Source organism: Corynebacterium sp. HMSC055G02, from assembly GCF_001809065.1.
GTDB lineage: Bacteria > Actinomycetota > Actinomycetes > Mycobacteriales > Mycobacteriaceae > Corynebacterium > Corynebacterium jeikeium_D.
In genome coordinates this window covers 19528-35271 of sequence record NZ_KV795654.1, presented here as the reverse complement: position 1 = coordinate 35271, position 15744 = coordinate 19528, and the positions used below count along the sequence as shown (strand labels likewise).

At 58.5% G+C, this 15744-nt stretch carries 17 protein-coding genes; 5 read left to right on the top strand and 12 right to left on the bottom strand.

Annotated elements, in window-relative coordinates:
- Positions 1-66: 66 nt before the first annotated feature.
- On the top strand, positions 67-1623 hold the full coding sequence (locus tag HMPREF2547_RS06235) for a dolichyl-phosphate-mannose--protein mannosyltransferase (RefSeq protein ID WP_070605167.1): 1557 nt from the start codon (positions 67-69) through the stop codon (positions 1621-1623).
- On the opposite strand, the gene HMPREF2547_RS06230 is transcribed toward HMPREF2547_RS06235, so the two are convergent.
- From HMPREF2547_RS06230 to HMPREF2547_RS06205, 6 genes are all read right to left on the bottom strand, one after another.
- Positions 1620-2402, bottom strand: a complete 783-nt coding sequence (locus HMPREF2547_RS06230; protein WP_049193057.1) for a zf-HC2 domain-containing protein — start codon at positions 2400-2402, stop codon at positions 1620-1622. The genes HMPREF2547_RS06235 and HMPREF2547_RS06230 overlap by 4 nt on opposite strands.
- A gap of 51 nt (positions 2403-2453) precedes the next feature.
- Positions 2454-2858 (bottom strand): DoxX family protein, encoded by a 405-nt coding sequence (locus HMPREF2547_RS06225; protein ID WP_049193070.1) that lies wholly within the window; start codon positions 2856-2858, stop codon positions 2454-2456.
- A gap of 236 nt (positions 2859-3094) precedes the next feature.
- A complete protein-coding gene (gene glpR, locus HMPREF2547_RS06220) occupies positions 3095-4387 on the bottom strand; it encodes a divisome protein SepX/GlpR (RefSeq protein WP_070605164.1) in 1293 nt (430 codons plus the stop codon).
- Between the two features lie 173 nt (positions 4388-4560).
- Positions 4561-5193: a GNAT family N-acetyltransferase gene (locus tag HMPREF2547_RS06215; RefSeq protein WP_070605161.1), complete on the bottom strand. Its 633-nt coding sequence runs from the start codon at positions 5191-5193 to the stop codon at positions 4561-4563.
- A gap of 30 nt (positions 5194-5223) precedes the next feature.
- The gene (gene glp, locus HMPREF2547_RS06210) at positions 5224-6495 is read right to left on the bottom strand and encodes a molybdotransferase-like divisome protein Glp (protein ID WP_005511382.1); all 1272 of its coding nucleotides are present in this window, start codon (positions 6493-6495) and stop codon (positions 5224-5226) included.
- A gap of 79 nt (positions 6496-6574) precedes the next feature.
- The gene (locus HMPREF2547_RS06205) at positions 6575-7549 is read right to left on the bottom strand and encodes a UTP--glucose-1-phosphate uridylyltransferase (protein ID WP_016423265.1); all 975 of its coding nucleotides are present in this window, start codon (positions 7547-7549) and stop codon (positions 6575-6577) included.
- A gap of 132 nt (positions 7550-7681) precedes the next feature.
- On the opposite strand from HMPREF2547_RS06205, the gene HMPREF2547_RS06200 reads away from it, so the two are divergent.
- The 3 genes from HMPREF2547_RS06200 to mscL all read left to right on the top strand — a co-directional run bounded on the left by HMPREF2547_RS06200 (position 7682) and on the right by mscL (position 9695).
- Positions 7682-8356 carry a 5-formyltetrahydrofolate cyclo-ligase gene (locus HMPREF2547_RS06200; RefSeq protein ID WP_070605158.1) on the top strand — a complete coding sequence of 225 codons (675 nt, stop codon included), beginning with the start codon at positions 7682-7684 and terminating at the stop codon, positions 8354-8356.
- 179 nt (positions 8357-8535) lie between these two features.
- The gene (locus tag HMPREF2547_RS06195) at positions 8536-9027 is read left to right on the top strand and encodes an SAF domain-containing protein (RefSeq protein ID WP_239272201.1); all 492 of its coding nucleotides are present in this window, start codon (positions 8536-8538) and stop codon (positions 9025-9027) included.
- 251 nt (positions 9028-9278) lie between these two features.
- On the top strand, positions 9279-9695 hold the full coding sequence (gene mscL / locus HMPREF2547_RS06190) for a large-conductance mechanosensitive channel protein MscL (RefSeq protein ID WP_048733605.1): 417 nt from the start codon (positions 9279-9281) through the stop codon (positions 9693-9695).
- Positions 9696-9975: 280 nt separating this feature from the next.
- On the opposite strand, the gene HMPREF2547_RS06185 is transcribed toward mscL, so the two are convergent.
- The 6 genes from HMPREF2547_RS06185 to HMPREF2547_RS06160 form a co-directional block, all read right to left on the bottom strand.
- Positions 9976-10545 carry a MogA/MoaB family molybdenum cofactor biosynthesis protein gene (locus HMPREF2547_RS06185; protein ID WP_005511427.1) on the bottom strand — a complete coding sequence of 190 codons (570 nt, stop codon included), beginning with the start codon at positions 10543-10545 and terminating at the stop codon, positions 9976-9978.
- Positions 10546-10617: 72 nt separating this feature from the next.
- On the bottom strand, positions 10618-11937 hold the full coding sequence (locus tag HMPREF2547_RS06180; RefSeq protein ID WP_070549887.1) for a S1C family serine protease: 1320 nt from the start codon (positions 11935-11937) through the stop codon (positions 10618-10620).
- A 158-nt stretch (positions 11938-12095) separates the two neighbouring features.
- A complete protein-coding gene (locus tag HMPREF2547_RS06175; RefSeq protein WP_070429951.1) occupies positions 12096-13652 on the bottom strand; it encodes a sensor histidine kinase in 1557 nt (518 codons plus the stop codon).
- Positions 13652-14344 carry a response regulator transcription factor gene (locus HMPREF2547_RS06170; RefSeq protein ID WP_005511429.1) on the bottom strand — a complete coding sequence of 231 codons (693 nt, stop codon included), beginning with the start codon at positions 14342-14344 and terminating at the stop codon, positions 13652-13654. The genes HMPREF2547_RS06175 and HMPREF2547_RS06170 overlap by 1 nt, the downstream gene beginning before the upstream one ends.
- Positions 14345-14586: 242 nt before the next feature.
- The gene (gene rpmF / locus HMPREF2547_RS06165) at positions 14587-14760 is read right to left on the bottom strand and encodes a 50S ribosomal protein L32 (RefSeq protein ID WP_005511439.1); all 174 of its coding nucleotides are present in this window, start codon (positions 14758-14760) and stop codon (positions 14587-14589) included.
- A gap of 21 nt (positions 14761-14781) precedes the next feature.
- A complete protein-coding gene (locus HMPREF2547_RS06160) occupies positions 14782-15048 on the bottom strand; it encodes a type B 50S ribosomal protein L31 (RefSeq protein ID WP_005511390.1) in 267 nt (88 codons plus the stop codon).
- A 456-nt stretch (positions 15049-15504) separates the two neighbouring features.
- Here HMPREF2547_RS06160 and rpmB point away from each other — a divergent pair, with 456 nt between their 5' ends.
- Positions 15505-15741 carry a 50S ribosomal protein L28 gene (gene rpmB / locus HMPREF2547_RS06155; protein ID WP_016423274.1) on the top strand — a complete coding sequence of 79 codons (237 nt, stop codon included), beginning with the start codon at positions 15505-15507 and terminating at the stop codon, positions 15739-15741.
- Positions 15742-15744 lie beyond the last annotated feature (3 nt).

Sequence of the window (15744 nt, the reverse complement as noted above, 5' to 3'; positions counted from 1 at the left end):
GCGTTCTCGTGCGGTTGGAAGTTCGATGCCGAATGCGTCATGATTCCATAGCTTAAACTGACATTCGTGACCGATGCCGCTTTAACCCCACCACCGGAAACCGAGCGCCGCGCGAAAAAGCGTTTCCTGCGCCCGATTCCCCCGGTGCCCTCGCTGCCGCCACTGCGGCGGTGGGACAAATGGGATACCGCCACTTTTGTGGTTCTCGGAATCGTCGCAGCGCTAACGCGTTTCATCGGGCTTGCTGCCAAGACCGACAATGGCACCCCGCTCTTCGACGAAAAGCACTATGTGCCGCAGGCATGGCAGATTCTGGAGTCCACGCGCGACCCCATCTCGTCTGGCATTGAGGACAATCCCGGCTACGGTCTGATTGTGCATCCGCCAGTGGCCAAGCAGGTCATCGCCTTGGGCGAGTGGATCTTCGGTTATTCACCAATGGGCTGGCGATTTATGTCGGCAGTGTGTGGCACGCTGGTTATCCTGCTGCTCATGGACATCGTCCGACGCATCTCTCGTGGCTCGCGGTTGGCGGTGGGTATTGCTGGTCTCTACGCGCTTGCCGACGGAGTGCTGTTTGTCTCCTCTCGGGTCGGCATGCTGGACATGATTCAGACCTTCTTCATCATCGCGGCCGCGTGGGCACTTCTCATTGACCAGGCCGATGCCCGCAAGCGCCTGGAATCCGCCACGGAGCTAGGTAGTTTCGGCCCCTATCTCAGTTATCGCTGGTGGCGACTGCTCGCCGGCATCATGCTGGGGCTTGCCACCGGGGTGAAGTGGTCCGGTCTGTACTACATGGCCGCATTCGGCCTGTGGTCCGTCTTCACGGATCTGGTGTCACGCAAGAATGCCGGTGCGGACAAGCCCGTGCTCGGCGCGCTCGCCCGCGATACCGCCCCGGCGTTGCGTGATCTGGTGGTGGTTCCGCTGGGCGTTTACTTCTTAAGTTGGCGTTCCTGGTTCGCCGAAGAAACGTCGGTTTATCGCCATGTCTCGCCCGAAGAGCGCGATACGGGACTCCCCGGCACCGACTGGCTTCCCGAGGCCGTGCAGAACTACCTGCACTACCAAAACAGCGTGCTGAAGTTCCACGCCGAGCTGACCACCTCTAATGGCCACAAACACCCTTGGGAGTCCAAGCCCTGGGAGTGGCTGGTCAGCTGGCGCCCAATGCTCTACTACTCCACCGAAACCAACTGCAGTGGTGGCCAGGAGTGCAAGGGCTGGATGATGCTCTTTGGCACCCCGCCCATCTGGTGGTTGCTGGTCCCCGTGGTCCTGTGGGCCACATGGCGCTGGCTCGGCCGCCGGGACGGCCGCTACGCGCTGCCGGTCATCGGTTTCCTCGCCTCGTGGCTGCCGTGGGTCATCGGCTACGACCGTCAGATGTACTTCTTCTACGCCACCGCGCTGATTCCATTTGTACTCATCGCCTTTGCTCTGCTTGCCGACGATCTCTCACACTGGCGGCCCCGCGGTAAGCCGGTGGGGTTGGTAATCGTTGGCACGCACGCCGCACTAGTGGTGACCGCGTTTGTGTTCTGGCTGCCGATTTTGACCGGCTACCCGCTGCCTCTCAACCACTTTGAATGGCGGTTCTGGTTGCCGTCTTGGAGCTAGTCCCGCTGTGGTGGCACGCCTGTGACCGGCAACCCCGAGGCGGCCCGCCATGCCTGTGCGATTGCCGTCGGCGTATAGCCACCCAGCCACACAACGGCCAGCGTCAAAGCGGAGACAAACATCAAGGCCAGACCAGCGATCTCTGATGCTCCCTGGGCACCGATGAGAATGTCACGAATACCAAAACCGATGCTGAACGTGGCGACGGCACCGTAGACCGGCGCCATGCCCATGGCAGCACGCGGCCGCCAAGCAGCCCAGAACAATCCCACTGCCAATGCAAGCCGAATTGCCGCGAGTTGAATGGCAAGGCGTGCTCCGAGCTCCATTGGGTCAACGGTGGCAGTGGAACCGTCGATAGGCGATCCCGTGCTTGTTGCGATTCCCGCACCGTCCTGCGGCTGTGTCGAGGAAAGTCCAAGCGTCATCATGTCGGAGGCGTCGACCAGCGTCGCAATCCCCCAGACCGCCCAGCAAAGTCCCAATGCGATGAGCACCCCGCGGGCTGTGCCGGCTATGAGCAGCCAAGCGCGCTCACGCCGGCGGCGCTCCGGTTCGATAGAGACCAAAATGCGCTCCGAGAGATCATCCGTGGAAATCTCCGGCATGCCATCGGCAGGCCCAACCGTAAGGGCGCGGTTCAGCCGCACCGCTCGCTCGTACCAAGCTCGGCACTCCTCGCAGGCCCCAAGATGGGCATCGATGACTTCATCGGCAATACTTGCCTGCTCGCCATCGAGGCGAGCGGACAATGCTGCGCGAATTTCCTCGCACTCCACGGGGAATCTCCTCCGCTTTTAACTCTTAAGGGGGTTGTACCTAATGAGGTCTTACCTGATGAATTGCCTGTCCAAACTGAAACGGCCGGCTCCGAAAACGAAAATCATCACCAGACCGCCGATGAGTGACATCACGAGCTCCGCACCGTTGTCACGGATAAACAGGCCATTGCCCAGGTGCATCGACCACCAGGCACCAATCATCTCAATGATGAAGACCATCGCCACCGTCGGGGCCAAGAGCCCCAGAATCAGCAACGCGCCTCCGACCAGTTCGACTAGAGCGACAACCCAGACCGTCAAGTGCGCCTGCGGGATATTCGCAGCGACAAAGTAACCGGTCGTCTTGTCAATACCGGTGACAAAAATCTTGTCCCAGCCATGGCAGATGAAGATAATTCCGAGTATTAGGCGGAGAATCACGAGCGCGATATCGCGCATTACCGGTCGATCCATGAGGGACATGCTACCCGACGGCACGGTCAAAGCACGGTAGCACTGCGGCAGCGAAAGGCCAGCGACTTTAACATGCAAAAAGGCTTCTCCCAACCCCTCGGGAGAAGCCTTCCGCCAAACACACCCGGTGTGTCATGTCTTAGGTAGTGACATCGTAACAGGCCGAGTTTCTAACAAAAAATCGCGCTGACGTGCTCAGACAACTTTAAGGTTGTTCTACGGCTCAGCTCACAGGACTAGCTCACACGAGCCTGTGGCATTTCGTCATAATCGTCGTCATCAAAGCGGTAGTCAGTGTAGGCCAGATCTGCGAAATCCGGGTCCTCATCATCAAGCTCGACCACTACCGCGCCCGGACGGCGCAGACGCTGTGGAATTCCCAGCTCATCATCCTCGCGGTTACGCACGCCGAGGCGGGCCATCTTCATACGGCGAATTCGGCGAGCCCGCAGTTCCTGCTCTGCACGCACGGTGCGGCGCAGGTTGACCAGATACAGGGTCATCAAGCCGACACCGACCAGTGGAATCCACCAGGTCCAACCACCGGCGAAAGCAGCGATGATGACCGTGACCGCGATGAACGCTGCCAGCCCAGCAACCGAACGGCGGCGGCGGGCAAAGCGAGTCTCAGCGTACTGGGCATCCGAAATCGGATCGAACCCACCGCGACCACGGCGCTTCTCAGCGAACGCGTAATCATCTTCGGTCAAGGTGTCATCGACAGCGACTGCGTCATCGGTGGACTCGACAGCGTGGTCACTGTCGTTCTCGACGGTCGCATCGAGTTCTGCCTGCTCGTCTACGGTGTCTGCTGCCTCTTCAGTCTCAGACAAAGCGTCAGCAGACACAGCTTCTACGTCAGCAGACACAGTCTCGGCCGCCGCACCGGAATCAGGCTCGGCCTCAGATTCAGCGGCATCTTCGAACATCAAATCATCGGCGTCGACGAATTGACGGCGAACGTCAACGCTCACATCGGAAGAGGACTCATCTGCACGAACCACATCACCTTCGGCGGAGGCGACGGCGGAGTCAGATTCAGTCTCCTCGTCATCAACGACAGCCTGCAGCGACTGGTCTGCAGACTCACTATCGGACACGTCCATGTCAGAGCGGTCAGAGAACTCAGCAGTGGCTTCCTCGGTAGCGGAATCATCCGCCTGCGGGGTCTCCTCCTCTGCATCTGCCGCTTCCAGCTCGTAGACGATATCGCCGTCGACGACGGCCGGGTCGGCCGCCTCGTCCACGGTGTCGTCGATAAGCACGTCGCTAACATCAAAGTCATCGTCAACCTGCGCATCAACGGTTTCGAGAGAATCGTCAACTTCCTCGGTCACGCGCACGTCCGACTCCTTAAAAGACGGACGACGGCGCGTCGTGGCCAACTCCTCGCCACCACGATGCAGCACGCGGGTCTTACCAAGCGCATCAGAGGTACGACGAATCGGCTTGCGCGTATTGACCACCAGCGGGGCCAGCACAAACAGCCACAGTACAACGATGAGTATCAGCAACAGTGAAGTTGACATATTTTGTGTCTCCTCGCGATTTCGCCCGGGGTTTCGCCGTCTCTCCCCGGCCCACATACGCCGCCCACATGCCCTTCCACAGAGGCATTTGCGAAGGCAGTCAGCGTATCTAGAGCGAATTCGCCCAATAGTAGAGTTGTCATCACCCTATCGGCGTGCGTTACTCAGACTACTCAGGCGCGCCGTTGCGGTGGGTATTTCTCCGCCTCTTCATATTGCGCACGACCACTCGCCACGATGAGATCCACTGCACTGTCCTCCCCCACCCGCGCATAGGTCAGATGATCGCGCCACGCACCATCCATATGGAAGGCTTCCCGCGCCACGCCTTCGTACTCGAACCCACAGTTTTCCAGTACGCGTATCGACGGGACATTGCTATCCAACACAGTCGCTTCAATTCGGTGGACGCCAACTCTCTTGGCATAATCCGATGCCAACGCCACTGCAGCAGTGGCGACTCCTCCACATGTAAAGCCGCTGCCTACCCAATAACCGATCCAGGCGTGAGCGACGGGGAAAGGCGTAATACCGCCGAGTGTGAGCATGCCGGCGAACTGGCCATCTACCTCAATGGTGGAGACAATCATGTCTCCCGCAGCCGCTGAACGACGCCAACTGCGCAGGTTACGGCGAAAAACAGAAGCCCTGTGGGCATTATCCCAGTCGTCGGCGAGGGTTGGCTCCACGGGGCGCAAAATGAGCTCGTCGCGCAGCCGCAGTGTCCGCCATGCAGAGGCATCAGAGCGCTCTGGCACACGCAGGCGGACTCGGCCGCCACTGGTTACTAGACGAGAAGTACGCACAGCAACAATACTCGCGGTAGTGGAGTGAGGTTAGGCCTGGCGCGCCATGAACAGCACGTCAACTACATCTCCCGGACGCACGTGCAGCACGTCTTCCGGAATCACGATGAGGCTGTTGGCTTCCGACATACCGGCCAAAAGATGGGCTTGCGCACCGCCGGAACCTCCCAGCGGCTGCACCATGTATTCGCCGGTCTCGCGGTCACGCATGAGCTGGCCACGGATGTAGCCACGGCGCTTCTCCGCCGACTCGATCGGGCCGACAGCACGAGCGGTGACAGCGCGGCGGCGGGGATTGCGCTTCCCCAACGCCAGTCGGATGAGGGGACGAACCATGACCTCAAAAACGACCAATGCGCCGACCGGATTCGACGGCAGGAGGAACGTTGGAATCTTGTCATCTCCCAGCAGACCAAAGCCCTGGACTGAACCAGGATGCATAGCGATGCGGGAAACATCAACCTCGCCCAATTCAGCCAGCACACGGCGAATCTGCTCACCCGCGGCACCGCCGACAGCCCCCGTGATGACCAAGAGCTCACTGCGAATGAGCTGGCCTTCGATGATTTCCCGGATGCGGCGGGGCTCACCGGTGGCAATACCCACTCGGTGTACCTCAGCCCCAGCATCGCGGCCGGCTGCAGCCAGCGCGTAGGAGTTGACGTCGTAGACCTGACCGAGCCCCGGTGTGCGGTCAACATCGACCAACTCATTACCAATGGAAATCACGGACATACGTGGCTTGGGGTGCACCAAAACCTTCGAACGCCCCACCGCTGCCAGCAATCCAACCTGTGACGGCGAAATCACCGAGTCCAAGGACACCGCCACGTCACCCGGCTGCACGTCGTCACCGACCTTGCGCACAAAGTCACCGGAGTAGACCGGATGGAGAACATTAACTCGACGGCCACCGCGGTCGGTCCAGTTTAGGGGCACGACGGCGTCGGCAAGCGATGGCAGCGGCGCACCAGTTTGTACGCGCACGGCCTGCTTCGGCTGTAGCCGCATCGGATGGTGAGATCCGGCTGTCACCTCACCGACAACAGGTAGCTCAACCTCGCGAAAATCAACATCACTCTGACGCGCATCCGGAGGTAAAGAACCAGATTCGCCGACGATATCGACAGCGCGCACCGCATAACCATCGATTGCTGACTGCACGAATCCCGGTAACGGCTGCTCAGCGATGACATCCTCAGCGCACAGCATGCCGAGGGATTCCGAAATAGCAACGCGCACAGGATCAGGCATCACAGCGTGTGCGGTGATTGCCGCCAACTGTTCTTCCACAGAACGCATGTTTTACCTTCCTCGGCACCAACCCGCGGTGCGCTTTATGGCTATTCAGCTTCTCAGTACAAGCCTCTATAAAAAGGCTTTAAGCCTGTTCATCCTGCGCCAGACGCTGCTGCATGTAGTCGCGCAGCCCCTCTCCGTAGTCCGGATGCCTGAGTCCAAAGTCTACGCAAGCACGAATGAAGCCACCAGGATTTCCCAGGTCATGGCGGAACCCCTTGTGAACGACCACATGAACCGGATGCCCCTCTTGAATCAGCAGCTCAATTGCATCGGTGAGCTGGTATTCGCCGCCCTTACCGCGCGGGATGCGACGCAGCGCATCGAAGATGGCGCGATCGAGCAAGTAACGTCCGACTGCAACGAAGTTGGATGGAGCATCCGCAGGGTCCGGCTTTTCCACCATGCCCTTGACTCGCTTCACATCGTCCCAGGCATCAGCGTCGGCCGCGTCAGCACCGAGCTCACCAGACTCCGCCGGGGTGGCGTCCTCAATATCGAAGACACCGTAGTTGTAGACCTCTTCATGAGGAATTTCCAGCGCACACAGCACCGAACCACCAAAGCGCTCGCGCACTTCCGTCATCCGATCCATCACGCCCACTGGGAGCACGAGATCGTCGGGAAGCATGACAGCAACGCTGTCCTCATCGTCTTCGAGCAGCGGCTCTGCGACCAACACCGCATGCCCCAGGCCCAGCGGTCGATCCTGGACAACGGATTCGACGCGGATAACCTCGGTGGCGCGGCGTACCTTCGCTGCAATTTTGTCCTTGCCACGCTCGGCGAGAGTCTGCTCAAGGTCCGGGCGCGGGTCGAAGTGCCCAAGCACGCCATCCTTACTCGGCGCTGTGACAATAGCCAGGCGTTGCGCACCAGTGGCGGCGGCCTCTTCAGCAATCATCTCGATGCCCGGCGTATCAACTACGGGCAGCAATTCTTTCGGCACTGTCTTGGTGGCAGGCAAGAATCGCGTACCCATGCCCGCGGCAGGAACGATGACAGTTCGAACCGGAGTAGTCATGTCCGAACCAGACTCTTTAGACGATGAGACCATAATGGCAACGATACCTATATAACTTCCATTTGCTCGGAGGCTGACCCCGCTTTTTCAACGCATTAATCAGAAATTTTCTCCTGCGCTGACGACAGAGGTCGCTCCCCTACCTGACAGAGTAGGTTTGCAGGTATGGCTCCGCTTCCCGAAACCACGTCTGATTTCAAAGCCCGCACACGGCACGAGGTACTCGCCGCACGCGCCGCCAAGGGGCAGCGTGAGCGCATGCTTGACGACGAAGCACTGGTACAGCGGTTGCAAGAATGGTTATCCCATACCGTCGGCGACCTCGCAAAACCCATCATTGCCGCCTATGTCCCCGCTGGCGACGAACCCGGCGCAAGCGTTTCTAGTTCGACTGGTGGTGAGCCCGGCCAGGGCTTTGTGGAAGCTCTGGCCAACGCGGTTCCCGGAGCACGAATTCTGCTTCCCGTCTGCCCGCCCGGTCCACCACAACCGCTGCACTGGGGTTACTACACCGACTGCTTCAGCAAAGGGCGATTTGGGCTCTTGGAACCCGTTTCGATGGAAAGCGCCGCCGGCCCGGAGGAGCTAGGTGTTGCCGACGCCATTATTCTGCCGGCAGTTGCGGCCGACCCCGCAACTGGGATGCGGTTAGGGCGTGGCGCTGGTTATTACGATCGCAGCTTGGTTTTCGCTCGACGCGACGGTGATACGGATGGGGCGAGAACTGCTGTCATCGCGGTTGCGGTTTTCGACACCGAGTTGCGCACGGAGCTTGTCTACGATGAGCACGACGTTCCCGCCGATTATGTGATCACGCCAGCGGGGATTTCACAGGTTTAATGGAACCGATTCCGGTTTAATGGAACCGATTCCGGGTTTTTCGCGCCTAACTTAATATGAGCTCAAAACACTCGTCCCGGTTTCCGCGTCCGTTCCGAAAGCCCCGCCCCGCAACTCTTCGGCGAATAGTTGCAGTCACAGTTTTCCTATGTGCCGTCGGACTGGCGGCGGTGGAGTCATTGACACCTCGCAGCGGCCATATCCGGGTCATGATTAGCGCCAAATCCATTGCCGCTGGCGCATCGGTGGCAGAAGAAGATGTGGCTTTCAAGGACATTCCCCGGGATCTCGTTCCTGGCGGGGCCGTAACGGACATCGCTGCTGTGCGGGGACGCACCCTGGCCACCGGCATGTCACCAGGAGAAATACTTACAGAGCAGCGAATGGTCGGCCCATCACTAGCCAAGTCGTTGACTGGGACGTCGGAAAGCAAAATTATTGCCATCACGTTGACTGATGTGGGCATCGTGTCCGCTCTTCGCACTGGTGACAGCGTGGATATTGTGTCGACCGCGGATGAGCGCGGGATGGCGGCACCGCTTGCACACGGCGCGAGAGTGGTCAACATCGTCGACGATGAGGTGGTTTTGGTTGCACTGCCCACCGGCGCCGCGGAGGTGGTGGCAGCGACATCGCTAACGTCCCCGCTCACACTGTTACTCGCGGGATAGTGACCAAAATCTCATTGATTACCAGATTTTATGGCCCTGAACAGTGCTTTTTGTAGAACGTTGACTTGTCCCACAACTTAGCGAAGGGATACAATGGACAGGCAATTCAAAACTACGATGAGAGCTAAGAAGAGTGGCACTGCCAGACATCGCACTGCCCCGTCTCTGAAATCGTAGGGGCCTGCACTGAGCAACGCGATGACTCACAGGTCTCGTTTGGTTTGTTCCGTTTCTACAGAAGGAAATTTCCTATGCTTAAGGGCTTTAAAGAGTTCATCATGCGCGGCAACGTCATCGACCTGGCGGTCGGTGTTGTCATCGGTGCTGCGTTCACCGCAATCGTCACCGCTTTCACCGACAGCCTGCTCGAGCCGCTGTTGAACACCATCGGTGGCGCTGAGGTCACTGGCCTCGGCTTCGAAATCATCAGCGGCAACCCGTCGACCTACCTTGACTTCGCGGCTGTCATCACCGCAGTAATCAACTTCCTGCTGGTCGCAGCGGTTGTCTACTTCGTCATCGTTGCTCCGATGAACAAGTTCAACGAAATGCGTGAGGCTCGTCTGGAGACCTCCGCCGAGCCGGAGGTCACCGAGGCTGACCTGCTGACTGAGATTCGTGACCTGCTGGCTGAGCAGAACGGCAAGCCGAAGACGGAGCTGAACTAGCCTCTAGCTGCTAGTTGCAGGCTTCCGATAAGAAGCGAACTAATGCTTTTACACAGCGCTCATCCCCAATGGGGTGGGCGCTGTTTTATCCAATAGTCCACATCAAAATCACGAGCATCCTCCGGGGATTCATCGTGATAGCGCACTGTGCGCGCGGTTTTCGCACTGCGTGACTGGGCAAAGTTTTTCGCCGGTGCACCTGCGCGGCGGCGCTGCCTACGGCTTCCACTGCGCGGCACAGCTTGCTCGGGCTGATTGGGCTGCTTAGCGTCGCCCATTCCTAAACGCTCCAGCGGCAGAGATCATCAAGCACATGAGAGACCAGCGGGAGAATTGTCGCCATGCCATCGCGCACTGCAGCGCGAGACTCCGCGAGATTGATAATCACTGTCTGACCGGACACACCGGCCAAACCGCGGGACAGACCGGCATCCAAGGCGCCAGCTCCCATACCGGAGTTACGAATAGCCTGCTCGATGCCCTGCAGTCGCACATCGAGAACCTTGCGAGTGGCATCCGGGGTCTTCGCACGAGGCCCAACACCAACACCGCCCACCGTAACGACCAAATCTGCGCCACCGACAACAGCGGTATCTAGGGCCTTCCGGATCTCACGCTTCACTGCACCCGTACTGACCACCGCATCGACCGAGTAGCCGTCTTCTTCCAACAGCTCAACCATGAGCGAAGCCGCACCATCCGGGTTCTCAAAATGGTCGCCCACGAGGACAACAAATGCATTTCGAACCTGGCCGTCGTCGTTGATAAGACGCTCCATCTCAGCGAGGTTGACGTCACTTGGCTCAGTACTCACGGTTTCACTCATCTGCTCTATCTCGCTTTCTCCCACAGCTTTTCACTCGAAGTTTCACTCGAAAACTCTTCTACAGATGGTGAGGTACTAACTCCACCACGCTGCCTATCAATCCTGGGCTTCTACCAAGGTGACATCGACCGTTCGCTCGTTGCCGCCTCGCTCATCTGTAACTGTAAGTGTGACAGAATCCCCAATCCGATGCGACCGAATAGCCGCAATTAGTGCAACGCCGTTGTCAAGTGTGCGGTCATCAACCTTGGTAATCAGGTCACCATCTTTCAGTCCCGCCTTATCAGCTGGGCCGTCTGGCGTTACCTCTCGCACCAGTGCACCACGTGCAATCGGACGCGAATCAATCTGGGCACCAATGACAGGCATCCGCGCCTTACCGGAATCAATCAGGTCTTCCGCTATGCGACGAGCCTGATTAACCGGAATTGCGAAACCAAGGCCAATGCTGCCCGCCTGTTCCGATGCCTCACTGTTAGAGGCAATCACGCTGGGCACACCGATGAGGTTGCCTTCCATATCCACTAGCGCTCCGCCGGAGTTACCTGGATTAATCGCCGCGTCGGTCTGGATTGCATCAATGACCGAGGACTGACCGTCTTCACCAGCGGCGGTCACTGGACGGTTTTTAGCGGAGACAATGCCCTGCGTAACAGTGGAGGTCAGTCCCAGTGGCGAACCAACGGCCACCACTTCCTGGCCAACCTGGACCTGCGAGGAGTTACCCAGAGAGATTGGGCGCAGCCCGTTAACACCTTCAATTCGAATAACGGCAATATCAGTCGCTGCATCCCCTGCAACCAGAGTTGCCGGGTGCGTGGTGCCGTCGGAAAGCAGGACTTCCATATGTGCGTCCGGACCTGCGCCTGCGACGACGTGATTATTCGTCAGCACCAGGCCGTCGGACGACAGAATGGAACCTGAGCCCGACGCCGTGCCCCGCTCCGAGACAGTGGTGATGGAGACGACACTGGGAAGGACCTTCTGCGCGACCTTCTCCACGGACCCCTCAGCTGCTGCTACCTGACGGGTTTCCGCAGGCTTATCCAGCGCGTTGTCCGCGGGAGCCGACGACTGCGAGTTGTGAACTACCCATGCGCCGACACCGCCACCAATACCGGCCGAGCACAGCATCAGGGCAGCGACTGCCAGCGCCCCCATGCCCTTAGCCCCCTGGGCACCCTTGGTCTTCTGCTGATTGGCCGCAACATCCCACTCTGAACCGCCTCCGTAAGCGCCGTTCGGCTGAGACGGGATGGTGTTGTAGTGGGAATTCTCCCAGCCGCGCTCGTCGGCAGAAAACTGGTTTGTCTCACCAGCATTCCCCATGGCACGGTTCTCGCTGAAGTTGTGAGACTGCGAGGAGTAGTGTCCCCGCTCATCTCCTCGCGAGGAATCGTTGAAAGAGTTGCTCATACGTAATACCTTGCACTGTCTGTCTAACAATTGGCTGAGAGCAGTCTGCAGTCTCGCCGAAAATTCCCCGAATGAAACACCGAATCCCCGCCACGCACTTCCTTAAAAGGCTGCGCGCAGCGAGGATTACATCAGCTTTGACGTGGGGTTATGCGTTTCTAGCTAGGCTCTTGAGCGGAATCGGAGTCGTCACCTTTTCCGCTGTGCGGACTGCCCGGCAGCGTTACTCTCATCAAGGCACCGCCATCATCGGACTCATCGGCAGTAATCGTACCCCCGTGGCGGACGATGACCGACTTCACAATGGCCAAGCCCAGGCCGGATCCAGGCATCGACCGCGACTGAATGGAACGGTAGAAACGCTCGAAGACCTTGTCTCGATCTTCCTTCGGGATACCTGGCCCCGAGTCCGCCACCGTGAATTCAGCAACAACCTCGCTGAGCGGCGTCAGACGAACCCGCACGGTGCCATTTTCTGGCGACCACTTTGCAGCATTGTCCATCAAGTTCAAAACTGCGCGACCAAGACCCGCCGAATCCCCGTAGACATACCACGGAGCTGTCTGCACATCGAAAGTAATGTCCGGACGACGACGCTCAACACGCGCCAGCGACGTGGAAATGATTTCGTCGACATCGACATGCTCAATAACCTGTTGCGGGCCATCTTCGCGTGCCAGATCAACCAGGTCACCGACCAGCGTCGACAGCTCTTCCAGCTGTGCGATGACGTCAGCTTCCAGATCCGCGCGATCCTCATCCGAGATTGCCGCTCCCGAACGGGAGGCCATCATCAGCAGTTCAATATTTGTGCGTAACGACGTCAGCGGAGTCTTCAACTCATGACCAGCATCTGCAACCAGCTCCGCCTGCTTAATGCGCGACGCTTGAAGTGCAGCCAACATCTCATTGAAGCTGCGGGTAAAGCGCGCAAGCTCATCGTCGCCCTCCACAGGGATTGGGCGCAGCTCGTCGGTTTCCGTCACTCGCTCCGCAGCAATGCGCAGCCGAGTGACCGGGCGCAGACCCGTTGTTGCCACCGTAATACCTGATCCGATTGCGAAGAGGATTCCGATAGCAGAGATACTCAGCAGCACTGCACTGAGCGCTTTCAAGACCGACTGCGTCGAGCTCAGATCCTGCGAAAGGATTAGCGTCGCACCGTCTTCGGAGCGGACTGCGTATACGCGACGGCCGTTGTACTCATCGGTGCGAATCGATTCCTGTCGATTCCCCCGCAACACCGCAAGTTCGGGGCCACCAATAGAGATTGAGCCACCGCCTTTGCCCGCCACACTGCCGTGGGCAAAGTACACCGCGTCCAAATCGGGGTTCAGAATCCTGTTCGAGTCCGCTTCAAAGGAGGGGCCAATGGCAAACTCCGAAGCGTACGGTGACATCAGCAGCTTTTCCGCCTGGCTACGGAGGTTACTGTCCACCTCGCGGTATAGCGCTGCCTGCACAGTAAAAAATGCAGCCAGCGTCATCAGCCCCACCGACATCGCCACAATGAGCGCTGTCAGAATAGTCAGCCGCCAACGCAGCGAAGGGATACGCGAGCTCCGCGGCAGGCCGGGAAGCGATTCCCCTGCCATCGTCTCAGTATTCGCGGACTTCTCTTGCTTACCGACGGTACCTTGCCCCGGATTGGCCTCCGTGGCAGAACGCTGATTTGATTGCACGCCACCGCCGGTCGAACGACGACGGCGCAACATCACGGTGCGGTCTCCCGCATCACATAACCGACACCACGAACGGTGTGAATCAGACGCGGCTCTCCCTCTGCCTCCGTCTTGCGCCGCAGGTAGCCAATGTAGACCTCCAGCGCATTGCCGGACGTCGGGAAGTCATAGCCCCAGACATCCTCCAAGATGGCGGTACGGGAGAGTACACGCCGCGGGTTGCTCATCAGCAATTCCAGCAGCGCAAATTCTGTACGCGTGAGACTAATGCGGCGTTCACCGCGGAAGACCTCACGAGTTTCCGGGTCCAAGGAGAGATCCTCAAACTGCAGAGTTGCGGCATCCTCCATCGCAGGCACTTCCAGAGCAGAACGACGAAGTAGCGAACGGACACGAGCGAGCAGCTCTTCCAGTGCGAAAGGCTTGGGCAGGTAGTCATCTGCGCCGGCATCAAGACCAGCTACGCGTTCGGAGACCGAATCACGTGCAGTCAACATCATGACCGGCAGATCATCGCCTTCGCTGCGCAGCCGACGGCAAACATCCAGGCCGTCCAGCTTCGGCATCATGACATCCAAAATAGCCAAATCCGGACGATCCTTGGCAATCTTTTCCAAGGCCTCTGCGCCATCCTCGGCGAGCTCGACCGTGTAGCCATTAAAAGTCAACGATCGCCGCAACGCTTCGCGTACCGCTTGATCGTCATCAACTACCAAAATCTTCATACTGCCCATTGTGCCTTGAAAATATAAGGTGAGTGTAAATGTGACACAGATTCTTCGTGAGAGTGCTCCCATAAAACCTGGCCATAGAACTGAAAAACCTCACCCCATCGCCGAGTACAAGCGATGGGGTGAGGTTTAAAAAGCTCTTTATCAACTGTTCCTTACGCACTGAACGCACTCTGGGCGCGCGAAGCGCTTCGCGGTTCAGCGAGGAACGTTGTCAGCATCCTAAAAGATGCGCGTTAGAACTTCTCGACGTCAACCAGGCCGAGCTGAACAGCCTTGGCGATGCGACGAGGAACGTTGTAGACGCGGCCGTTTACCTTGACTTCCTGGAGAGCGACGTTGTTGCTCTTCCACTGGGAACGGCGAGCGCGGGTGTTAGCACGCGACATGCGACGCTTTGGTACTGCCATTTTCTTATTCCCCTCCTATTCTTAGTTCTTCTTCGCGCGGCGAATGCGGTTACCGTAACGGCGCTGGAACTTCTCGACGCGACCAGCGGTGTCCATGACACGCTGAGCACCGGTCCAGAACGGGTGCGACTCGCTGGTGACGTCAACGACGATCAGCGGGTACTCGTTACCGTCTTCCCACTCGACAGTGCGGTCGGAGGTGGCGGTGGAACGGGTAAGGAAAGAGTGACCCGTGCCTGCGTCCTTGAAAACCACCGGGTGGTAATCAGGATGGATGTCCTTCTTCATTAATTCTCGTTTCCCTCAGGATTGAACTTCAGGTCGCTTTCCCCCAGCTAAGAGTGAGAGAATCGTGCCTGAGTTGGGTACGAACACGACTTACAATGACACGTACCGGGTCAATATTTCTATAAACCGGCATGTGACACTCGATGGAATATTACAGGCTCGAGCCCGAAAATTAAAAAAGGGCCCTGCACTAACGCCCGTCGACAAGCACGAACTCTATGACGACCCGCGAGAGTCGCGCCGAGAAAACCACAGTGGAACAGCGATTAGGTTATCCCGCAACTCGTGTGTAAACTGTTCTCTCGCTGTTGTCTAGTTATTCGTTTACGCGCTCAGCGTCGAGTGTCAGTGGGCAGCGCCCCGGAAAAGGCCAGGTGGATTCCTCGGTTATTCAATAGTCCGGCGTGGCGCACCAGTGATGTCGGCATTGGGCGGCAAGGAAGCAAAGGAATCCCTATGTCGGCGATTTGCCAGGTTACGGGACGCAAGCCGTCTTTCGGCAAGACCGTGTCCCACTCCCACCGGCGCACGTCGCGCCGTTGGAACCCCAACGTGCAGCGTAAGAAGTTCTACCTCGCCTCTGAGGGGCGTCACATCACTCTGAATGTGTCCCCGAAGGGTCTGAAGACCATCGACAAGTACGGTATCGAGGCTGTTGTTGCTCAGATTCGTGCACGTGGGGAGAAGATCTAAAAA